Raw genomic sequence first — 21992 nt, 5'->3', positions numbered from 1 at the left:
TCTAGGGTTTTATTGCCTGTTCTTGACTTTCGCCCTGACGTTGACGCAGTAACTTATAACGATTGGATAACACCGTTTCTACAGAGGGCGGTAAAAACGTAAAGTGAATATAAAACGAATGATCATCACTGAGTTTATCTAACACTTTGGCATAGATATCCTCACTCACTGAGATTAATTTATCCCCGATAAATAAATTAATCTTTATATTCGTAAAAGGCTTGATAAATTGTTCTGATTTAATCTCGCCACCTTTGGCAGAAAGTTTTACTAAAGTTCCTCGAAAAAATATATCGCTGACATGCTTGCCTTCCAAAAACGTGTAGTGTAAAGGAATCGGATCGACCAATGACAGAAATTGTTCTTCTGGTTTAGCTAAAAACAAATAGTAAGGCTTGCCAATTCCGCTCACATCATAAATTGGAATAGGTTGGGGCAATCCTTTGGGTTGAACCCGCATCTTTCCATTAATTCTCACCCCAGATCCAGCCGCATTGAGAGTAGACTGAGAAATCAGAATTTGACTGTCTGTCGTATAAGATTCGATGCGATAGGCTAAATTAACCTGAGAGCCCACTACTCCATATTTTGTCCGTTTCGAGGAGCCAATATTTCCAACTACAACGTCCCCCGTATTAATCCCAATGCCCATAGTCAACGGAGGTAAACCCAGAAGCTTCATGCGTTCGTTAACCGATGTCATTGCCAACTGCATCGCCACCGCACAAGCGATCGCGCGACGGGCGTCATCGTCACGAAGCGTCGGCGCACCAAACAGAACTAAAATTCCATCCCCAAGAAATTCATCAATTGTTCCCTGATATTCAGTAATCACATCCGTCATCGTGGCAAAATAAAAGTTGAGAATATTCACCACCTCTTCTGGCGTTAAACGTTCAGTTAGGGCAGTAAACCCCCTTAAATCTGACGTTAAGATGGTAATCATGCGCCGTTCGCCACCCAGTTTAGCCCCTTCAGGATTTTCTAAAACATTCGCAACAACTTCATTGGTGAGATAACGACCAAAAGTTTCGCGGATTTTAGCCACTTGATGGGCAAGATAACTCGTAATCGCAATCACTGAACCCGATAAAGCCAAAACAGGTGGAATCACGGGAATCCACCATCCGATTAAAAACGCCCCATAAGTACTACCAAATACAATACCCCCTGCGAGGATCAGTCTCAAAAATCGTTGGACAAATACCCGCCGCCTTTTCCCCTGATACCGTCCCTGCCAGGTGACAATAGCGCCTACAGTAGACCAGAAAAAAATCCATAAATTTTCTTGCAGTGGAAACCACGTTTGAATTAGGGGGCGTTCTTCTAAAGCCGCACTTAGGATTTGACTGGTAATATTGGCATGTAATTCTACCCCAGACATCCGTTCTGGCAAAGCGAACCAACTGCTACTGTAGGGTGTGAAAATCCAGTCTTGAAAACTCTCCCCGACAAAGCCAATCAGAATAATGCGATCGCGTCCCCAATCGGGAGGGATACGATCCTCCAGAATATCATGCAATGAAATCGTTTCAAAGTGTTCCTTGCTCCCTCGATAATTTAATAAAATTTGGTAGCCACCGTCATCCGTGCGAACATAACCCCCATCGTTCTTTTTGAAGCGAGAAAACGTGCTTTTTCCTAACTGCCAAGTATTGGGTTCGCCCGGTATAGGTTGGGGGCTAATTCCTTGAGCATCCAGATAGAGAAGTGCTAGATAAAATCCGAAACTGGGAATAACGTCTCCATTGGTATCTTCAACTTGTAAGAGTGCCCGTCGGATTTTCGTATCGGCATCAAAGATGACATCATTAGCGCCCACTTGCCCTTTCGCTTTCAACGCAGGCGGGGCGGCGACAGCATCTTGGCGCTTATCCCCAACCACTTTCTCAATCCCCACCAGATTAGGGGTTGTTTCAAAGAGGCGAACTAATTCCTGATAACCCGGTTGTACGGGTAAATCCCGATAAACATCCAAACCAATGGCTTTAGGGTTATGGGTTTTGAGTTTAGCAATAGCTTGGGCATAAATTTGATCCGGAAGAATCGAGCGAGACAGTTGCCCAATTTTTTTCACATCCGCCTCATCAATCCCCACGATTCCAATTCGCTGATCCAAGGGTTCGGCAGGACGCCAACGCATATACTGGTCATAAGCTGCCCATTCCCAAGTTTGCAGCATCCCCATCCACCGCAGGAAAATGATCAAACCTGTAACTGTTGGGGTAATGATCCAAACGCCACGCCATTGCCAAAGCCACCGCTTAGAGAATTTATACATTTGACCCTTCACTTCGTTGGGCATGGTGCATGAGTGGGTAGGGGCGGGTTTCACTATTATCGTTTCTTGCCACCCGGATTTTACTCAACCCGCCCCGACTTAGGGACTTGCTCCTCAGCATCTTGAGTCTCAACCGAACAGGAGTAAACTAAACAGTCAATTGAAATATTATCCAACTCCACCGATGTTAATAATTCTTGCATCTCATCGGCGATCGCGGAGTCATTAGGAAATTGCTGATAGAGTCGAGCTAAAATCATCAGCGTTTCTGCCCAAATCCTTTCTTGAGCATAGTTAGAGGCTTCGTCTTGGAGACGTTTTTTGATCCCTTCGGGTTCATTAACGAGTTGATCAAGAAGAGTTTTCAGTTCTTCGGCTGGGGTGATTCCCCTCTGAAGAGGTTGACGCTGAATCCACCCTCGAACAAAATGATCCTTACTGCGATCATCGGGGTTACACACTAAGGCAAATGTCCAAAGATACCGTTTTTCCGTTGCCAGAGATATGTGATCGGGAAGCTTAAGTTCTACAATACCGGATCTATGGGTTAGGGGTATCCTCGTATAATAAATTTCCTGGTTTTGCTCGTCTAAAAGTAGAAAATCGGCTGACTGGGCTTTCGTGGGGGGAACATACCAAAATAAGCTAGGGTTGGGGGATATGGTGGTAATTAGATTATTCATTGGCGTTAGCGCCGTTAATCGTATAGTTCCGGTAACACAAGATATCCCCCGTTGTCCGCCCCCGCCGGTTCTCTCAGGGGCACCAATATCTTCTCCTTCAGGAAACTTTAAACTAATATCGAACGACTGTGCTTTGAGTCGAGGTGCGGCGAAAGCCAAGGCTAACCCGAATGTGAGAGTAACCGCACCGAGATAGGTAAAATGCTTGAAACCACCCATGGTATAACCTTCTCCTAATCTAATTCTGAGATCTATTGCCACAGTCGCTTTAAATTCGTATATATGACGGTTACGCCAACCCTCCGTTCCGAACGGGGTTGTTGGTCACTCAGAAAAAGCCTGTGATTCAATTTAAGTTCTCCCACCCCGGGCGAGACTGTTTTAATATACTGCTTGTCTATATTTTATGTTGGTTGGGGCGGAAGTTTGAGGGAATTGACCTCCTGGGTGTGCCTGGCATCAGACCAAAGACTAATGACTAACGAACAATGACGTGTTAGCGTTAGCCTAGCAAGCTTATTGTGTCTCCCATGAAACTTGCGATCGCACAACTCAATCCCACGATTGGCGACTTAACCAGCAATGCCCAAAAAATCCTTGATGCGGCGAATCAAGCAGCGCGTCAGGGTGTCCGCCTCTTATTGACGCCGGAACTCTCCCTCTGTGGATATCCGCCGCGAGATTTACTCTTAAATCCCAGTTTTATGGAGTCCATGGCAGACTGTCTGGACAATTTAGCCCAGCAGTTACCCTCAACTCTAGCGGTTTTGGTGGGAACGGTGACAGCGAATCCTAAAGCGGAGAGTTCGGGAGGTAAACCTTTATTTAATAGTATTGCCCTGTTGGAGGGCGGTAAGATACAGCAGGTGTTTCACAAGCGCCTGTTGCCCACCTATGATGTCTTTGATGAGAACCGTTATTTTGAAGCTGGAGTCCAGAGTAATTCCTTTACCTTAGAGGCAGAGTCAGCTACCCCGATTAAAATTGGCGTGACGATTTGCGAGGATCTCTGGAACGATGAGGAATTTTGGGGAAAGCGCACGTATCAGTTCAATCCGATTACCGACTTAATCCAGCAGCAGGTTGACTTAATTGTGAATCTTTCCGCCTCGCCCTATAGTGTGGGCAAGCAACAACTGCGGGAAGCTATGTTGCAACATAGTGCTAAGCGTTATCAGCAACCGATTCTCTACACCAATCAGGTTGGGGGAAATGACGACTTAATCTTTGATGGAAACAGTGTGGGATTTAACCGCGCCGGGGAAATGGTTTGTCGCGCCTCGGCTTTTGCTACCGATATTTTGGTGGTAGAGTTTGATCCACTCCAACGAGATTTACGCCAGAGTGCGATCGCACCCGCCCCAGACAGTACCAACGCTCAAATCTGGTTCGCCCTAGTTCTAGGCATCCGAGACTATGCCCGTAAATGTGGCTTTAAACGAGTGGTGATTGGTTTGAGTGGGGGAATTGATTCATCCCTCGTCGCTGCTCTTGCCACGGAAGCCTTGGGCAGGGAAAATGTACTGGGTGTTCTCATGCCATCCCCCCATACGTCTGAACACTCGATCGATGATGCCCTGGCGTTAGCCAAAAATTTAGGGATTAAAACCCATACCTTACCCATTAGTGATTTAATGCAGGGGTATGACCAAACCTTAGAACCCCTATTTGCCGGAACAGAATTTGGCACAGCGGAGGAGAATATTCAAGCCCGGATTCGGGGAAACTTCTTAATGGCGATCGCGAATAAGTTTGACTATCTGCTAATCTCAACGGGGAATAAGTCAGAGATGGCAGTAGGATACTGTACGCTCTATGGGGATATGAACGGTGGATTAGCCGCGATCGCAGATGTTCCCAAAACCCGTGTCTATTCCCTCTGTCAATGGCTTAATTCCACAAAAGCCAGCCAAGCCACCTCAGCGCAATTAAAAGAGCAATTACCCGATACTCAACCAGAAATTATTCCCGCCAATGTCTTAGCCAAACCTCCCAGCGCTGAACTCAAACCGAATCAAACTGACCAAGACTCGTTACCGTCTTATGACATCTTGGATGATATCTTACAACGCCTGATTCATGACCATCAATCTGCCCAACAAATTATCGACGCCGGACATGATCCAGAAATCGTCCATAAAGTGATGCGAATGGTAGCACGGGCAGAATTCAAGCGCCGCCAAGCACCACCAGGATTAAAGATTACGGATCGGGCATTTGGTACCGGTTGGCGGATGCCCATCGCTAGTCGTTGGGTGGCTGTGAAAAAATCTATCTAACCAGAGAGTTTAAACTTTACAGGGAGATTGATGTATATTATTGAATCTATATTATACTGAATGGCACAGTAATCTTTTGCATAACAACCACGAACACTAGACTATGTATCTCAAAAAAACATCAACAGTTCTCGGATTAGCCGTTGGCAGTTCCTTAGCTCTGTCTGCCATGCCAGCCGAAGCAGCGACAGTCGAGTTTGGCAATAACGGTATCTTGTTTGATACGGATACCAAAATCGACTTTGACTTCATTCAGTCTCAAGGTAAGTTCCAGTCTACCTTGTTTATTGTAGAAGCGGCAAATCCGACAGACATGAGTAATCCTCTGTTTGTGGAGAACGAGCCTTATGATAAGACAAGTCCCGACTTTCTTGGAACTTGTCCAACCAGTGTCACGTCGCCCACGGGTGAATGCCAAAACTGGTTTACCTTTAAAGCTGGCGTCGAATACAGTTTGGCTCTCTTCTCCGGGAATAACAAGCCAGCCGGAACCAATGGGTTCGTTTATTCTACCGATGATCTAAATAATCCGGTAGGGCAGCAAGCATTTGTTTTCGATGGTGTCGTTCTGCCTGAGTATACAGGACCAGGAGACATTTTCGCTGATCCGCTTTTAGGTAAAGTGACGATTGCTTTCGATGACAAAGGCAATGCGAAGGATGAAGATTACCAAGACTTTATCATTACCGCTATGGTGACTGATATCCCTGAACCAGCAACCTTAGCAGGTTTAGGATTAGTCGCTGGTTCATTAGCACTGATCCGTCGTCGCCAACGGAACAAAAAGTCTTAGTCAGATTGTCGTTGCGTTTATCGTCAGTAGGGGTTTGGTTACCAAACCCCTTTTGGTTCCCAAGACCCTACTATTAAATTTTATTGAGGATTATGTAATTGTTCGTCAAGAATCCATGAGAAAAAGGTGAAGATCAAAGGAAATACAGCGTAATCCCATTTCCCAAATCCCCTTTTCCCATGAAGATTCTAATAGTAGATGATGATCCAGCGACAGCTTCACCCCTAATTGAAGCACTCACCGCCCATCACTACACCATTGAAGCCGCAACTAATGCTGAACATGGACTGGAACTCGTTCAAACCTCTCACTATGACTTAGCTGTCTTGGATGTTACCCCCCAAAACCTAGATGGTATTCATCTGTGTCAAAAACTGCGCCATCAAGGTTATCAAATGCCAATTCTCCTCGTCAGCCCCAAAGGAAGTAGCGCCGATCGCATTCGCGGATTAGAAGCAGGTGCGGATGATTATGTGATTAAACCCTATGATCTGTGCGAATTGATGGCGCGAATTCGGGCATTATTGCGGCGGCGTCACTCCACGGTATCAAAGGTGTTGACTTGGGAGAAGCTGCGGCTAGAACCGGATACGGCTGAAGTCACCTATAAAGGCGAATTATTACACCTAACGCCTAAAGAATACGGATTGTTAGAACTATTCCTGCGTCATCCTCGACGTATTTTTAGCCGTGGTGCTATCCTCGATCACATCTGGTCGAGTGATGAATTTCCCGGTGAGGAAGCCGTAACCACCCAAATTAAAGGGTTGCGACAAAAGCTGAAAGCGGCTGGGATAAAATTTAATGTAATTGAGACAGTATACGGCATAGGGTATCGCCTCAAAGATGCACCCACTCAGGAACAAGAGGACAAACAAGTCAGGGAAAAAGTAGCAGATGGCACGTCTGAAGCGAAACTCATGGCGGCAGTTGCCAAAATTTGGCAAAAGTTCAAAGAAAGCCTCCCGGAAAAAATAGACGTATTTAGGCAAGTGAGTATAACTCTGGCGACAGGAACCCTGAATCAACAACTCTGTGAGAATGCCAAAATGGAAGCCCACCGATTAGTGGGTTCATTAGGATCGTTTGGTTGTGCAGAGGGTTCTAAAATCGCCCGCGAAATTGAACAGCTCCTGCAGACTCCAATCCAAACAACGCCGCAAGATGCCCATAAGCTAAAGCATTTAATTGACTCCCTGCAACAGGCGATCGCAACTAAACCCACCCTTGAGCAGGTTACACCCCCCGCCTGTGATCCGTCCCCAGCTTCCACTTCCCCAGCCCGACTATTAGTCATTGACGATGATCAGATCCTCAGTCAACATATAGAAATCGAAGCAAAAGCCTGGGGATTGCAGGTGGATAGCGCCCCCCATCTCCAAGCCGCCAAACGAGCGATCGCACTCCATCCTCCCGATGTAATCTTACTGGATCTCACCTTTCCTGACACCCAAGAAAACGGCTTTGAACTCTTAGCAGAACTCGCTAACCAACACTCAGACATTCCCGTTTTAATCTTTTCCAGTCAAAACCACTTAAGTAGTCGAGTCAAAGCCGCCCGTTTAGGCGCTGCTACCTTTTTACAGAAACCCATGACTCCCCCAGAAATTTTGCACGCGGTGACTCAAGCAATTAATCAGCAGAAATCGGGGGAAGCTAACGTCTTAGTCGTGGATGATGACCCACAAATCCTAGCCCTGCTGCGTCATTTACTACAACCTTGGGGACTAAACGTCACCACTTTGGCACATCCCCAACGCTTCTGGGATGTCCTAGAAGCTGTATCCCCCGATTTACTAATTTTAGACGTAGAAATGCCGGAATATAGTGGCATTGAGTTATGTCAAGTTGTCCGTCATGATTTACGCTGGAGTAAGTTACCCGTGTTATTTCTTTCCGCCCATACCGAAGTGCAAACGGTACAGCAAGTTTTTACAGTTGGTGCAGATGACTATATCAAAAAACCCATTGTGGAAGCTGAACTGATTACCCGTGTGCTAAATCGTCTAGAACGTCGATCCAGTAATAGCAGTTAGTGCAATACTGCAAGGGATAGGAAGATGGGGAAGATGGGGGAGATGAGGGAGATGAGGGAAGATGGGGAAGATGGGGGAGAATTTACAAAGGACGAATGACAAATGACGAATGACAAATGACAAATGACAAATGACGAATGACAAATGACAAATGACAAATGACAAATGACAAATGACGAATGACGAATGACAAATGACGAATGACGAATGACAAATGACGAATGACGAATGACAAATGACGAATGACAAATGACGAATGACGAATGACAAATGACTAAGCCAAACGTTGTCCAATCGCTTTGAGGGCAAACTGTGGTAACACCATCATCCGCCGCCAGCGCCAAGGTTCTTGATAGAGTCGATACAGCCATTCCAAATGATTATTCCGCAACCAGATAGGCGCACGGGATTTAACCCCAGCCCAGATATCAAAGCTACCGCCAACGCCAATCCAAATCGCTTGAGGACATAAATGTCGATTTTGGGCAATCCACAACTCTTGACGGGGAACCCCTAAACCGACAAAAATTAATGGCGGTTGTTCTTTCGCCAACCTGACTTTGAGTTGATCTTCGGCTTCTGGGGACAGATAGCCATCTTCAATTCCGGCGATCGCCAGTTTCGGGTATTGTTCTTGCCATATCTTCGCTGCTGTTTGGGCAATACCCGGTTGACCCCCATAGAAAAAAACTGGATAAGACTCACCCAATTCTCCCGCCTGTCGCAGTAACGATTCTGCCAACTCAATTCCCGGACAACGCTGCTGTCGGATACCGTGGAGGAGTAAATAAAGGATGACACCCGCACCATCCGGGACAACTAATTCTGCTTGTTGGATTGAATGTGCCAAACCTGGATTACACTCCGCCTGCATCACCATTTCTGCGTTCAATGTCACCACATGACACCCTAGGTTTAGAGTAAGGCGATTACCCAGCCAGCGATCGTACTCTTGGAGTCGGTGAACAGGTAGTCCCATGACAGGGAAAGGCTTCGGTGTCTCACACATAATCAGTTTGTTGCTTATCCTCCCATCAAATTAACACTTAGCTTATCCGGCGATAGGTTCCCCACGCTCTAATCTTCGATTGAGCGTGGGATGAATCGCCAGCTTCTGGTTAAGCTTGAGCAAGCGGCGGCGAAAAATGAGAAGAGACGCGATACTTCGCGCCTCTGAAATCTATCTCTACTGGAATTGTCTAACTAGATGGCTCTTTTGATCAAGCGATTTGGGTAGAAGCCAAGTGGTGTGAAGGGGCATTCCCATTACCCTTGAGTCCACTTGTCTGTTACTTCTGTTATAAGAGAAAATCTGTAAAGATAGTAACAACTTGAGTCGATCCATTGTAAAGCTTTCAACAAGATTATCATTGGTCTTATGGTCTTTGTCCTTGGTCATCGGTATGTCCTGCCTCATTCTCATACTCAATCGGGGTTAACTAGTTATCTGGATGCGATCGCGCCACGAATGTTAAATTAGGGCTGTTCCCGCTTATCCTTAAACCCAGACATGTTTAAACCTGAACTCCTCGCCCCAGCGAAGAATCTGGAACGGTTAAAAGTCGCCATTGCTTATGGTGCAGATGCAGTGTATCTAGGGGGACAAAACTATGGATTGCGGGCGCGTGCGGATAATTTTACGGATTCTGAGTTAGCCCACGGTGTAGCATTTGCCCATCACCATGATGCCAAAATTTACGTCACGCTGAACGCCTTTCTCCACGATGCAGACTTTCAGGGACTCCCCGACTATTGCCAGTTTCTAGAATCCATTGGCGTTGATGGGGTAATTGTTTCCGATTTAGGCGTTATCCGAGTGGTTAAAACGAGTTCAAATCTCCATATTCACCTTTCCACTCAAGCCTCTTGTCTCAATTCCTATAGCGCCCGTTTGTGGAAAGAGATGGGAGTTAAGCGCTTAATTGTTGGTCGAGAACTCAGTATTACGGAAGCGGGTTTAATTGGAGAAGAATCCGGTATTGACGTGGAGATGTTTACCCACGGTGCAATGTGTATGGCGTATTCTGGTCATTGCACAATCTCTAATTTTACCGCAGGTCGCGACTCTAATCGGGGCGGATGTATCCAATCCTGTCGATTACCCTATCACTTACAACGTCAGGAGCAGCAAGCTGATGATTTAGTCAGCTTCATGTCGTCCAGAGATTTGTGGGGAATTTATCAGATTGGCGAGTTTTTTAACCATAATATTTGCTCATTAAAAATAGAAGGACGGATGAAATCATCGTTCTATGTCGCCCTAACCTGTAAGGTTTATCGCCAATTAATTGATGCTTATGCTGCTGGGAGATTAGATAAACAGTTACTCAGCCAAGCCGCAGCCGAACTGCAATCAATTCCTAACCGAGACTATTTTTCCGGTTCCTTAGAAACACCAGCCGATAAAGATTCAGTCTTTGGACAGTTATCGGGAATTAATACAGGAACCCACTCTTATTTAGGCATGGTTATGGATACAACGCCGCAAGAGATTATTTTACGGTTACTTGAACCGTTAGCTGTCGGGGATGAAATTGAAATTATCCCGTTTCAGGACAAGCCGATACCCTGGCAAGTTAATCAGCTTTTTTCGATGACAGGTGAACGCTTAGAGTCGATGCGAAAGGACAGTCTTGTGCGCTTACCCAAACCGGATGACTCCGTGCGATCGCACAATATCACCAAATTAAATGTCGTTCGATTCACCCGTTCCCCTGTAACCGTTGCTAGTTAACAATGTGGTAATGGATTTGGCAGGATTGCCATAGTGGTTACGAATGACAAATGACAAATGACAAATGACGAATGACGAATGACGAATGACGAATGACAAATGACGAATGACAAATGACGAATGACGAATGACAAATGACAAATGCAATTTAATACCTTCATTTCATCAATTAAAGATTTAGAACGCTGTGTTAATGCGCCCCATCTACATGAGGTATTATTAGAACCGATAGTATTAGCGCGACAGGGACAATTATCAAAAGCGAAGGTACATGATTTAGCCAAAAAAGCGTGGAAAAAACAACTACGCTCGGTACTCATCTGGGATGTGTTAATGCCAGAACGGGTAATGAGAACCCTTTGTGATCAGCTAAAGGATTGGCAACTCAGTCTTTTTGGTGCAATTCGTGTGTGTGATCCGGGCGCGGCTTATTGGCTGAAAACCCATTTTCCTCAGATACCTATCCAGTTAATTGTTGAGACAGGAAATCACAATCTGGAGGCGTTGCAAGGATGGTGCGAGATTTTTTCGGATTCCTTGGAACGGTTAGTCTTATCGATTGAACTACCGGAAGAAAAGCTAATTGAATATTGCCAAACCTTACCCGTTCCCTGTGAATTGCTAGGTGTGGGACCCATTCTGTTATTTTACTCGCCGCGATCGCTCTTGGTAAACCCGTTGCTGGAAAGCCAGAATATAGAAGCAACAGAAGACATCGATTCGCTATACCGATTCAACCCCGACTCCCCTCTCTACCTAGAAGCGACGGCGGCTTTTGCGGATAACCCTAATCGCCATTTTCCGACATTAGAAACTGCTCATGGAACGTTTATGTTTTTAGACAAAGATCAGTTTATCCTGGATCAGTTAGATGGGTTACGTGAGGCGGGTTTACATACAGTCCGTTTGGACTTACGCCATCTGAGTCAGGAGGACAATGTTGCTATTGATATTGATGAAATTTGTCGCCAGGTGTTAGAAAATCCGACCAAATTACGGGAAACTTGGTTCCGAGAAACACGCGCTCCTTTTTTCAAAGCGAATCGTACTACCGCCTTGTTTACCCGGATGAAATCAAAACTATCTGAATACCGGAATGATGCCTGTCTAGCGGAAGTTATGGCTGGAGAAAGTGGCAAATATGTGGTTTTTTACACCTGGCGTTCCTTCGAGATTTCCCAGATTCAAGGTATGGTTTTACCAACGGGTGAAGAAATTGTTCCCCAAGACGTTATTTTTCGTACCGTGAACGGCGAATCGGTTGATAGGTTTGAACCCGAACAAATTTTAGTGACTAATTGGATCAAAAAAGCTGTTCCGGGTTCGTTACTTCTGGGGAAAATGTCTTGATTAATTCAGACATGTAGGGGCGGGTTTGACAGATAACAGTTTGCCACAAACCGATAACTTAACTAAACCCGCCCTTCTAGAGTGCGATACCTGGGTTAAATTGAAAATTATGACGTGAGGCTCTTCGCCTATTTAGCAGAGAATGTCTAATCCTTACTTTCGCTTCAAGCAATTCACCGTCTTTCACGATCGCTGTGCGATGAAGGTGGGAACGGATGGTACACTGTTAGGGGCATGGACGGATATCACAGGCGTGCAAAGCATTCTGGATATCGGCACAGGTACGGGTTTGGTGGCGCTGATGTTGGCACAGCGATCGCAGGCGTATATCGATGCGGTGGAAATTGACGCAGAGGCTGGCATTCAGGCGCGGGAGAATGTAGCGCGATCCCCGTGGCGCGATCGCATTCAGGTGTATCAGGGTTCTGTGCAAGATTATGCCACGACTTGCTCAAAGCGGTACGATCTGATTGTGTCTAATCCTCCCTTTTTTGACAATGCCAGTAAAGCGTCACAAAAGGCGAGAACCGTCGCACGACATAGTGATTCTCTCAGGCAATTGGATCTATTACAAGTGGCAGAAAAGCTTATGGGTGAGAACGGTAGGCTTGCTGTCATTTACCCCACTGAAGTAGCCCAACTATTCCAAGAAAAAGCCGAAGCCTTTGGTTTTTTTTTCCACAGGAAACTCTCTGTTAAACCGACCTTAGCCAGTCAAACTAAACGAATTATACTGGAATTGGGGAAATATCCGTTATCCTCTCAGGAAAACATCCTTACGATAGAAGCCACCCGACGGGTTTATACCCCTGAATTTATTAGCTTGATTAAAGAATTTTACCTGAAATATTAATTTAAATATCTATATTTGGGATTATAAGTTAATTTGTATAACCATAGACATAAGCCTGAATGCTCTGGAAGTTCCGTTAGTGGTGAGGAGGGCGGGTTTTGTTGTTCCGTTTTCGGTGAGGAGGGCGGGTTTTGTTGTTCCGTTAGTGGTGAGGAGGGCGGGTTTTGTTGTTCCGTTAGTGGTGAGGAGGGCGGGTTTTGTTGTTCCGTTAGTGGTGAGGAGGGCGGGTTTTGTTGTTCCGTTTTCGGTGAGGAGCCGAATTTAGTCCCTAAACCCGCCCCTACGATTGTCCCTAAACCCGCCCCTACAATTGTTACTAAATCTGCCCCTACGATTGACTGATGAATTACGACAAACTCGATCCAGAACTCTATCCCACAAAACTTTATCTGAGTCCTGAAAAAGATGAACTCTTTGAAAAAGGAGTGTGGCCCAAGCCGTTTGTTTTCAACCAGGATGTAGTCAATGTTTTCGATAATATGATATCCCGTTCTGTCCCTCTGTATCAAGAAGTACTAACCTGTGCTGCTCATTGGGCGAGAGAATATTATCAACCGGGAACGCGGATTATTGATGTTGGCTGTTCTACGGGAACATTTCTGGAACTACTGGGGCGTTTCTTGAAGCAAAACGCTACGCTGGTTGGGATTGATAATTCTCAACCTATGCTAGAGAAAGCAGAGCAAAAGTTAGTTAAGATTAAACAAATACATAAGATTGAATTCATCTGTGACAAGGCAGAAAACTGCTCATTTGATGATAGTAGCGTTGTTGTGATTAACTACACCTTGCAATTTTTGCCGCTACAGGTGCGCCAACTCTTGCTGCGAACTATCTACGAAGGATTGGTGCCAGGAGGCTTACTATTCGTCAGTGAAAAAGTCAAATCACCCTATCCCCAATTTCAAGAGACCATCACCCGACACTACGAAGCTTTTAAAGCTCATAATGGTTATGCCCGTACTGAAATCGAACGTAAAAAGGAGGCGCTAGAGAATGTTTTAGTGCCATTGACAGAAGCCCAGCAGGTACAAATGTTGTATGATAGTAGTTTTAAGCAAGTCGATTCACTAATTAAATTACATAACTTTATTTCCTGGGTTGCTCTTAAGTAAGAGGTGATTTATACGCCCATAAACTAATAAGCTGTCATGCATTTAAATTTGGTATTAGTAGCGAGCAAGATGCAAAGCCTGCGGCATGGCTTCGCTTAACGCACTACCATCCTTGCGCCATTATTGACATTAAGGTTTAAATGCCGAACAGCTTAGTAGGCTTGACATCAAATAAACTAGACGTTAATTTAGACTTTAGCTATAACTGAACAGTTGATTCCGATTTAGCCAGACGCTCCCCTGGGAGCAACCATGATGCCATTGGGAACCTGATTTGTCTCATCGGTTCTATTCCGGAAAACTCTGAACATGGCTCAACTTGAAGACCTCACTCGTGGTGCAACTGTTAAAGGTATCTTACCCAATCACCATGTCACTGTCATTGACGCCAAGTGGCACGGCAGTGATGTGATTGAATTAACCTATAAAGATGCTAGTGGACAACCTCATACCGAACTCCTCTTTCGAGACCGAGAGCCGACATTAGATATCATCACGGAAGGGCAACCTTGGAGTTTTGACGGTGATGGCGCATTACTTCGACTCGTCTCAGAAGCCCATCGCATTCGGCTAGCTCATCTATTTGACCCACTGCTGGCTGTCCATACCTCCCTCGTCGAACCCCTCCCTCACCAGATCACAGCCGTCTATGGGGAGATGCTCACCCGTCAGCCGCTGCGGTTCCTCTTAGCGGATGATCCGGGGGCGGGGAAAACGATTATGGCAGGGTTATTTATCCGGGAGTTGCTGATTCGGGGGGATTTGCAACGCTGTCTGATTGTCTGTCCGGGGAGTCTGGCGGTACAGTGGCAAGATGAACTGTTTCACAAGTTTCATCTGCCCTTTGAGATTTTAACGAATGACCGCATCGAAGCGGCTCGCACGGGGAATGCTTTTGCCGAAATGTCGTTGGTTATCGTCCGGCTGGATAAGCTGAGCCGGAATGAGGATTTGCAAGCTAAGCTTGGTCAAACGGATTGGGATTTGGTGGTGGTGGATGAGGCGCATAAGATGTCAGCCTCGTTTTTTGGGGGAGAAATTAAGGAAACCAAGCGCTACAAGTTGGGTAAGCTGCTTTCAACGCTGACTCGTCACTTCCTGCTGATGACAGCGACTCCCCATAATGGTAAGGAAGAGGACTTTCAGCTTTTCTTGATGCTACTGGATGGCGATCGCTTTGAAGGGCGTTTCCGGGATGGGGTGCATGCTTGTGATACCTCGGACATGATTCGTCGCTTGGTTAAGGAAGATTTGCTCAAGTTTGATGGCAAGCCTCTGTTTCCAGAACGTCTGGCACATACCGCCCAGTATTTGCTGTCTGATTTGGAAGCGGTTCTCTATAAGCAGGTGACAGATTATGTGCGAGAGGAATTCAATCGGGCTGAAGCCCTTGCCAATAATGGACGCAAAGGCACCGTTGGCTTTGCCTTGACTATATTGCAACGTCGCCTTGCATCCTCCCCCGAAGCAATTTATCAGTCCCTGCAACGGCGGCGGGAGCGGTTACAGAAACGTCTACGAGACGAGAAAATGCGATCGCGCGGATTGAGTTTGGAATTGGAGTTTGGACTGACTATCGATTTGGAAGACTGGGACGATGATTTTGAGGAGTCTTCTACTGAGGAGCGGGAAACGACGGAGGAAGAGGTCATTGATCTGGCGACAGCCGCTCGCACTATTACTGAACTGCAAGCCGAAATCGATCACTTGGGCGAACTGGAAAATCTGGCGCTGCGGGTGAGGCGCAGTGGCAAGGATCGCAAATGGGAGGAGCTATCGAAACTCCTGCAAGATCAGGCAGAAATGTTTGATGCTGGGGGTTATCGGCGTAAGCTGGTGATTTTTACTGAGCATCGAGATACGTTAAACTATTTGACGGAGCGCATCGGCACGCTGTTAGGTCGTCCTGAAGCCATTGTTACAATTCATGGCGGTATGAGTCGAGACTCTCGTAAACAGGCAGAAGAAGCCTTCAAGCAAGATCCAACCGTCGAAGTCTTGATTGCCACAGATGCAGCAGGTGAAGGGATTAACCTGCAACGGGCGCATTTGATGGTGAACTATGACCTGCCTTGGAATCCCAATCGTCTGGAGCAGCGCTTTGGGCGGATTCACCGGATTGGGCAAACGGAAGTCTGTCACCTCTGGAATCTGGTGGCTGGGGAAACCCGCGAGGGGGATGTGTATCTGGCGCTGTTGCAGAAACTGGAAAAGGAGCAAAACGCGCTCGGCGGTAAGGTTTTCGATGTCTTGGGGAAAGCGATCGCGGGGAAGGAATTGCGGGAACTGCTGATCGAAGCGATTCGTTATGGCGATCGCGAGGATATCAAAGCGAAGCTTAACCAGGTGGTTGCCGATCGCCTCGATCAAGGGCGGCTACGGGAATTGCTAGAAGAACGTGCCTTGGCGCGAGACTCTATGGATGCGACGAAGGTGCAGCAAATCCGAGAGGACATGGAACGGGCAGAGGCGCGGAAACTTCAGCCCCATTTTATTGCTTCCTTTTTCTTGGCAGCTTTTCAGCGTTTGGGGGGTACGATTCGCCAACGGGAACCCAAGCGCTATGAGATTACCCATGTCCCGGCGGTGATTCGTAATCGCGATCGACAGATTAGCATCGGTGATCCGATTCTGCGGCGCTATGAGCGGGTTTGCTTTGAGAAGGAACTGATTAGCGTTCCTGGAAAACCCCTGGCAGATTTCATCTGTCCCGGTCATCCCCTCCTGGATGCTACCCTTGACCTGACTTTAGAACGCCACCGTGATTTGCTGCGACAAGGAGCCATTTTAGTGGATCAAAATGATCCGGGTGAAGCGGTACGTGCCTTGGTTTACTTAGAGCATTCCATCCAAGATGCTCGCACAGAACGGGAAGGTCGGCGTCGGGTTGTTTCTCGCCGGATGCAGTATGTAGAAATTGACACCACCGGACAGGCTAAAGGGGCAGGTTATGCTCCCTATCTCGACTATCGACCCCTAGAGGAAGCCGAAAAACCCCTCGTGGAATCGGTTCTGGGTTCTGTAGGGCTTCGAGATGAAATTGAAAGTAAAGCCACCAGCTATGCCATTGCCAACTTGGTTACTCCCCATCTCCAGGAGGTGGGGGAACGTAAACAGGAGTTAATTGAAAAGACGGTTCGGGCGGTTAAGGATCGGCTAACTAAGGAAATTAACTATTGGGATCAACGGGCGGCAGATTTGCGGTTACAGGAACAAGCCGGTAAGCCCAATGCCAAGCTCAACTCGACAAAAGCCCAGCAACGGGCAGATGAGTTAGCCGCACGGCTGCAGAAGCGTCTGTCTGAATTGGAACAGGAACGCAAGCTGTCCCCGATGCCGCCTGTGGTGGTTGGTGGGGCGCTGGTTGTGCCTATCGGACTGTTGCAACGGTTGCAAGGCAAACGGGATTCGACTGCCACAATGTTTGCCAGAGAAACCAAGCGGGTAGAACAGTTGGCAATGGAAGCAGTGATGGCAGAGGAACAAGCATTCGGTTATCAGCCTCAGGATGTTAGTGCCAAAAAGTGTGGCTATGACATCGAATCAGTTGTACCTGGAACCGGGCGGCTGCGGTTTATTGAAGTCAAGGGCAGAATAGAAGGAGCGGATACTGTCACGGTCACCAAAAATGAAATCCTTACGGCTCTGAATCAGCCAGATAATTATATTTTGGCGTTGGTGCAGGTTCCCCCTAATCGAAAATTCCCGGAAGGGGATGCGTTTGTGGTTCGGGAAGCGAGGGGAGAGTATAAGTTACCAGGAAACGGCTGTGTGGTGCGTTATGTGAGGGAACCGTTTCAACGGGAGCCGGATTTTGGTGCGAGTAGCGTGAATTACCACTGGCAGGAGTTATGGGAACGGGGGGAGCAACCGAGATGAGTTATCGAGAATTCACCTGGTCCAAGGCGAAGCAAGATTTTAGCTTAAAGACGATTGAGGGCGATCGCTTTTTTCCGGTTCTCCCGGAAGTGCAACCCAGTTCCCTCTTGCAGGAAATGCTTCAGCGTAATATTCCTTGGGCGATCGCGGTTGGCAATGAAAAAGCTCGTTCTGAAGCGATTATTAATCCGATTCTGTTGGAGGTTCAGCAAGTCTTAGAGCGGAAAATCAGCGTTTTTTCAGGAGAAGAGTTCAATGTAGATCCCAAAGCTGGACTCAATGGCATCTGTGACTTTTTAATCAGTCAATCACCCGAGCAAATTGTGGTGGAAGCCCCGGTTTTGGTCGTGGTGGAAGCGAAAAAAGACGACTTGAAGCGAGGGATGGGACAGTGTTTGGCTGAGATGGTGGCAGCGCAGCGCTTTAACCGGGCGAATGAACAAGCAATTCCCACGATTTATGGCAGTGTGACGACAGGAACGGCTTGGCGGTTTCTTAAGTTGGAGGACAGTATAGTAACAGTGGATTTGACGGATTATCCGGTTCCCCCGGTTGAACAGGTACTCAGTATTTTAGTGTGGATAGCCAATAACACCCGATGAGAAAGAAGCTGATTGAAGTTGCCCTGCCTCTAGAAGCCATTAATGCAGAATCGGCTCGTGAAAAGTCGATTCGCCATGGGCATCCCTCAACGCTGCATCTGTGGTGGGCGAGGCGACCATTGGCAGCTTGTCGAGCCGTGTTATGGGCGTCTTTGGTCGATGATCCGTCCAGTTGGTTGGATAAGTTTCCCACAGAAGAAGACCAGAAGCGGGAACGGCAGCGACTCTTTGATATTTTAGGGCGAATTACTATCGAAACCGATAAGAAGGGGAATCAAAAGCAAGTGGTGCGCGGTTTGGTGTCCTGGGATGATATCAAAGAACCGGCAATCATTGACGAGGCACAAAAGGAAATTGCCCGATGTTTGGCTTGGGATAGAGGGGAAGAACCGCCAACGAAGCCAGAGGCGGTACGGGACTATATTGCTAAATATGCGCCGCCTGTCTATGACCCTTTTGCTGGGGGTGGCTCGATTCCTTTGGAGGCGCAACGGTTGGGATTAGAAGCTCATGCCAGCGATTTGAATCCGGTGGCGGTGTTGATTAATAAGGCGCTGATTGAAATTCCGCCTAAGTTTAAAGATTTATCGCCTATTAATCCAGAAAATCGCCAGAAAAAGGGGATGAATGTTTGGAAAGGGGCGCAAGGATTGGCGGCGGATGTGCGGTTTTATGGGCAATGGATGCGGGATGAAGCATTTAAGCGGATTGGGCATTTGTACCCGAAGGTGGAGTTACCAAAGGAGTATGGGGGAGGAAAAGCAACAGTAATCGCATGGTTGTGGGCAAGAACGGTGAAGTGTCCGAACCCGGCTTGTGGCTGTCAAATGCCTTTGGTGCGGAGTTTTCAGCTTTCGACGAAGAAGGGGAAAGAGGCTTGGGTTGAACCGCAAATTGACCGAGAGCAGACGCCGCCAGCGATTCGGTTTGAGGTGAAAACTGGGAAGGGAGAAGTTCCAGAAGGAACGGTGAGCCGCAAAGGTGCAGGGTGTATTGCTTGTGAAACGCCTGTGCCGTTTGACCATATTCGCAGTGAGGGCAAGGCGGGGCGGATGAGTCAGCAGTTGATGGCGATTGTAGCTGAAGGGCAAAGTGGGCGGGTTTATCTTGCTCCTACTGAGGAACATGAAAAAATTGCCAATTCTGCTCAACCCGAATGGAAACCAGATACCGATTTACCAGAACAAGCATTAGGTTTTCGAGTCCAGCTTTACGGTATGGTTAAACACGCCAATCTCTTCACCGATCGCCAACTTGTTGCTCTAACCACCTTCAGCGATTTAGTCAGTGAGGCAAGGGAAAAGGCGACGCAAGATGCTATCTCTGCGGGTCTGTCTGATGATGATGTGCCGCTGAATGATGGCGGGACTGGGGCAAGGGCTTATGGAGATGCGATCGCAACTTATTTGGCTTTTGGAGTAAGCAAGTCATCTGATTATTGGTCAAATATATGCACTTGGAGATCTGACTCTAAAAACTTGGGAGTGGGTCATGTTTTTTCCAGACAAGCTATTCCTATGGTTTGGGATTTTGCAGAAGGAAATATTTTCAGTGATTCATCAGGTAATTGGCTAAAAAACCTTGAATGGGTAATTGGTGTCTTAGAAAAAGTTCCGTCCTCGATTTTAGCTGAAGTTAGTCAATGTGATGCACGATCTATCGAAACCCAAAAATCTAAGCTTGTTTCAGTAGATCCTCCTTATTACGACAACATAGGCTACGCTGATTTAGCTGATTTCTTCTATGTCTGGCTACGTCGAACTATTGGAAAATTTTATTTAAATATTTGTAGCACTCTCCTTGTTCCAAAATCTCAAGAATTAGTTGCTACACCCTATCGTTTTGGAGGAAGTAAACAAAAAGCTCAAATATTTTTTGAAGAAGGGTTAGGCAAAGCCTTCAATCGAATGCATGAAATCTCCCCTGCAGACTATCCCCTCACAATTTACTATGCTTTCAAGCAATCAGAGACAGAAAAAAAGGGCAAAAGTGATGAATCAGTGGCTTCTACAGGTTGGGAAACCATGCTAGAAGGCTTAATGAAAGCTGATTTCAGTATTGGCGGAACCTGGCCGATGCGAAGTGAATTGAGTAACCGCATGGTTGCCAGTGGCACCAACGCCCTCGCCTCCTCCATCGTCCTCGTTTGTCGCCCCCGCCCCACCGACGCACCCAAAACCACCCGCCGCCAATTCCTCACCGAACTCAAACGCCAACTCCCCAAAGCCCTGAAAACCCTGCAACAAGGCAACATCGCCCCGGTAGACCTCGCCCAAGCCAGCATCGGACCCGGTATGGCAGTCTTCTCTCAATACGCCGCCGTCCTCGAAAACGACGGTTCCCCCATGCGGGTTCGCACCGCCCTACAACTGATCAACCAAATCCTCGACGAATATCTCACCGAACAAGAAGGCGCATTTGACAGCGATACCCGTTGGGCGCTCACCTGGTTCGAGCAGTATCAATTTAACTCAGGACAGTATGGTGATGCTGAAACCCTTTCCAAAGCCAAAAATACCAGTGTTAGTGGCATGGTTGATGCGGGAATCCTAGAGGCAAAGGGCGGCAAAGTTCGCCTGCTCAAACGGGAGGAGTTGAAGTCAGACTGGAATCCCAATAGCGATAGCCGGATGCCCGATTGGGAAGTCACCCAATACCTCATCCACGAACTCGACCAAAAAGGCGAGATGGGAGCGGCTGAAATGTTGGCGAAATTAGGCGAAAGAGGCGAAATTGCCAGGGATTTAGCCTATCGACTCTATAGCTTGTGCGATAGAAAAGGTTGGGCAGCCGAAGGCATTGCCTACAACAGCCTGGTCATCTCTTGGCCCGAAATTACCCGCTTGGCAAGTGAGTTTCAATCTCAGCCCATCCAAGGCGATTTAGGATTTTAGGTTTGAATTTGGGAATTCTAGAGGTGAAAATTAATGAAAGTACAAATCTTTTTCCCACTCTTCGAGAAGGACAAAGCCCTACATCCCCCAGAGGGGAGCCGGAGTGAGAGTTCAGGACTTGAATCCGTTACATAAGACCTACTCAAAACTGATCAACCGTAGTCAAATCTAACCTTGATGCTTACTTCCTGCTTCACTCTGGCAGTGTCGGCACTCAACCCTTCGACTCCGCTCAGGGTCAACACCTCGGCTACGCTCGGTGTTGACCCTTCGACTCCGCGGAAATTGAGCCTGTCGAAATTCAGGGTCAACCCTTCGACTCCGCGGAAATTGAGCCTGTCGAAATTCAGGGTCAACCCTTCGACTCCGCTCAGGGTCAACCAGTCCACAGGCACTTCCCCACCTAACTGGCGGCTATTTCCAAATTAAAGGATGCGTTCAGATCTCGGTCACATTTAAATCCACAGTTGTCGCACCGGAAAACCCGTTCAGA

Annotated in this window: 16 protein-coding genes; 10 read left to right on the top strand and 6 right to left on the bottom strand. The window is 47.1% G+C overall.

Translation table 11 applies throughout. The annotated features are described in order from the left end of the window. Position 1: 1 nt before the first annotated feature. Together RIG27_RS08000 and RIG27_RS07995 are read right to left on the bottom strand one after the other, a co-directional pair. The gene (locus RIG27_RS08000) at positions 2 to 2281 is read right to left on the bottom strand and encodes a CHASE2 domain-containing protein (RefSeq protein ID WP_446344027.1); all 2280 of its coding nucleotides are present in this window, start codon (positions 2279 to 2281) and stop codon (positions 2 to 4) included. Between the two features lie 80 nt (positions 2282 to 2361). Then, on the bottom strand, positions 2362 to 3183 hold the full coding sequence (locus tag RIG27_RS07995) for a DUF928 domain-containing protein (RefSeq protein WP_446344025.1): 822 nt from the start codon (positions 3181 to 3183) through the stop codon (positions 2362 to 2364). Between the two features lie 311 nt (positions 3184 to 3494). Between RIG27_RS07995 and RIG27_RS07990 the strand changes: the two genes are divergently transcribed. The 3 genes from RIG27_RS07990 (at position 3495) to RIG27_RS07980 (ending at position 8072) form a co-directional block, all read left to right on the top strand. Beyond that, the gene (locus tag RIG27_RS07990; RefSeq protein ID WP_446344079.1) at positions 3495 to 5243 is read left to right on the top strand and encodes an NAD+ synthase; all 1749 of its coding nucleotides are present in this window, start codon (positions 3495 to 3497) and stop codon (positions 5241 to 5243) included. Positions 5244 to 5346: 103 nt separating this feature from the next. Continuing rightward, complete coding sequence (locus tag RIG27_RS07985; protein WP_446344023.1) at positions 5347 to 6036, top strand: PEP-CTERM sorting domain-containing protein; 690 nt, start codon at positions 5347 to 5349, stop codon at positions 6034 to 6036. A gap of 179 nt (positions 6037 to 6215) precedes the next feature. Further along, entirely contained in the window at positions 6216 to 8072 is a 1857-nt protein-coding gene (locus RIG27_RS07980) for a response regulator (protein WP_446344021.1), read from the top strand. Here RIG27_RS07980 and RIG27_RS07975 read toward each other — a convergent pair. Together RIG27_RS07975 and RIG27_RS07970 are read right to left on the bottom strand one after the other, a co-directional pair. Then, entirely contained in the window at positions 8069 to 8416 is a 348-nt protein-coding gene (locus RIG27_RS07975; protein WP_446344019.1) for a hypothetical protein, read from the bottom strand. The two genes, RIG27_RS07980 and RIG27_RS07975, sit on opposite strands and share 4 nt — an antisense overlap. After that, entirely contained in the window at positions 8347 to 9081 is a 735-nt protein-coding gene (locus RIG27_RS07970) for a WecB/TagA/CpsF family glycosyltransferase (protein WP_446344017.1), read from the bottom strand. The genes RIG27_RS07975 and RIG27_RS07970 overlap by 70 nt, the downstream gene beginning before the upstream one ends. Positions 9082 to 9582: 501 nt before the next feature. Here RIG27_RS07970 and RIG27_RS07965 point away from each other — a divergent pair. Continuing rightward, a complete protein-coding gene (locus tag RIG27_RS07965) occupies positions 9583 to 10806 on the top strand; it encodes a U32 family peptidase (RefSeq protein ID WP_446344015.1) in 1224 nt (407 codons plus the stop codon). Here the strand turns inward: RIG27_RS07965 and RIG27_RS07960 are convergent. After that, entirely contained in the window at positions 10803 to 10967 is a 165-nt protein-coding gene (locus RIG27_RS07960) for a hypothetical protein (protein WP_446344013.1), read from the bottom strand. The genes RIG27_RS07965 and RIG27_RS07960 overlap by 4 nt on opposite strands. Here RIG27_RS07960 and RIG27_RS07955 point away from each other — a divergent pair. The 6 genes from RIG27_RS07955 (at position 10948) to RIG27_RS07930 (ending at position 21499) form a co-directional block, all read left to right on the top strand. Then, positions 10948 to 12156, top strand: coding sequence for a U32 family peptidase (locus RIG27_RS07955; protein WP_446344011.1), 1209 nt, complete (start codon positions 10948 to 10950; stop codon positions 12154 to 12156). The two genes, RIG27_RS07960 and RIG27_RS07955, sit on opposite strands and share 20 nt — an antisense overlap. Positions 12157 to 12298: 142 nt before the next feature. Further along, complete coding sequence (locus RIG27_RS07950) at positions 12299 to 13009, top strand: tRNA1(Val) (adenine(37)-N6)-methyltransferase (RefSeq protein WP_446344010.1); 711 nt, start codon at positions 12299 to 12301, stop codon at positions 13007 to 13009. A 341-nt stretch (positions 13010 to 13350) separates the two neighbouring features. Next, positions 13351 to 14124: a carboxy-S-adenosyl-L-methionine synthase CmoA gene (gene cmoA, locus RIG27_RS07945; protein WP_446344008.1), complete on the top strand. Its 774-nt coding sequence runs from the start codon at positions 13351 to 13353 to the stop codon at positions 14122 to 14124. 309 nt (positions 14125 to 14433) lie between these two features. Continuing rightward, the gene (locus RIG27_RS07940; protein ID WP_446344006.1) at positions 14434 to 18003 is read left to right on the top strand and encodes a helicase-related protein; all 3570 of its coding nucleotides are present in this window, start codon (positions 14434 to 14436) and stop codon (positions 18001 to 18003) included. After that, on the top strand, positions 18000 to 18605 hold the full coding sequence (locus tag RIG27_RS07935) for a hypothetical protein (protein WP_446344004.1): 606 nt from the start codon (positions 18000 to 18002) through the stop codon (positions 18603 to 18605). Before RIG27_RS07940 ends, RIG27_RS07935 begins: the two co-directional genes overlap by 4 nt. After that, positions 18602 to 21499, top strand: a complete 2898-nt coding sequence (locus RIG27_RS07930) for a DUF1156 domain-containing protein (protein WP_446344002.1) — start codon at positions 18602 to 18604, stop codon at positions 21497 to 21499. The genes RIG27_RS07935 and RIG27_RS07930 overlap by 4 nt, the downstream gene beginning before the upstream one ends. Before the next feature lie 403 nt (positions 21500 to 21902). Here RIG27_RS07930 and RIG27_RS07925 read toward each other — a convergent pair. Next, a partial coding sequence (locus tag RIG27_RS07925; protein WP_446344077.1) for a zinc ribbon domain-containing protein occupies positions 21903 to 21992 on the bottom strand: 90 nt, incomplete at its 5' end.

It is taken from the genome of Coleofasciculus sp. F4-SAH-05, assembly GCF_040222985.1.
GTDB classification, from domain to species: domain Bacteria; phylum Cyanobacteriota; class Cyanobacteriia; order Cyanobacteriales; family Coleofasciculaceae; genus Coleofasciculus; species Coleofasciculus chthonoplastes.
This window is presented reverse-complemented; position numbering and strand designations above follow the sequence as displayed.

What these genes read in the sequence shown, in the direction of transcription:
- RIG27_RS07990 (WP_446344079.1), top strand. Translation starts at nt 3,495, where the DNA reads ATGAAACTTGCGATCGCACAACTCAATCCCACGATTGGCGACTTAACC.
- RIG27_RS07955 (WP_446344011.1), top strand. Translation starts at nt 10,948, where the DNA reads ATGCAATTTAATACCTTCATTTCATCAATTAAAGATTTAGAACGCTGT.
- RIG27_RS07965 (WP_446344015.1), top strand. Translation starts at nt 9,583, where the DNA reads ATGTTTAAACCTGAACTCCTCGCCCCAGCGAAGAATCTGGAACGGTTA.
- RIG27_RS08000 (WP_446344027.1), bottom strand. Translation starts at nt 2,281, where the DNA reads ATGTATAAATTCTCTAAGCGGTGGCTTTGGCAATGGCGTGGCGTTTGG.
- RIG27_RS07985 (WP_446344023.1), top strand. Translation starts at nt 5,347, where the DNA reads ATGTATCTCAAAAAAACATCAACAGTTCTCGGATTAGCCGTTGGCAGT.
- cmoA (WP_446344008.1), top strand. Translation starts at nt 13,351, where the DNA reads ATGAATTACGACAAACTCGATCCAGAACTCTATCCCACAAAACTTTAT.
- RIG27_RS07950 (WP_446344010.1), top strand. Translation starts at nt 12,299, where the DNA reads ATGTCTAATCCTTACTTTCGCTTCAAGCAATTCACCGTCTTTCACGAT.
- RIG27_RS07930 (WP_446344002.1), top strand. Translation starts at nt 18,602, where the DNA reads ATGAGAAAGAAGCTGATTGAAGTTGCCCTGCCTCTAGAAGCCATTAAT.
- RIG27_RS07970 (WP_446344017.1), bottom strand. Translation starts at nt 9,081, where the DNA reads ATGTGTGAGACACCGAAGCCTTTCCCTGTCATGGGACTACCTGTTCAC.
- RIG27_RS07940 (WP_446344006.1), top strand. Translation starts at nt 14,434, where the DNA reads ATGGCTCAACTTGAAGACCTCACTCGTGGTGCAACTGTTAAAGGTATC.
- RIG27_RS07960 (WP_446344013.1), bottom strand. Translation starts at nt 10,967, where the DNA reads ATGAAGGTATTAAATTGCATTTGTCATTTGTCATTCGTCATTCGTCAT.
- RIG27_RS07935 (WP_446344004.1), top strand. Translation starts at nt 18,000, where the DNA reads ATGAGTTATCGAGAATTCACCTGGTCCAAGGCGAAGCAAGATTTTAGC.
- RIG27_RS07995 (WP_446344025.1), bottom strand. Translation starts at nt 3,183, where the DNA reads ATGGGTGGTTTCAAGCATTTTACCTATCTCGGTGCGGTTACTCTCACA.
- RIG27_RS07980 (WP_446344021.1), top strand. Translation starts at nt 6,216, where the DNA reads ATGAAGATTCTAATAGTAGATGATGATCCAGCGACAGCTTCACCCCTA.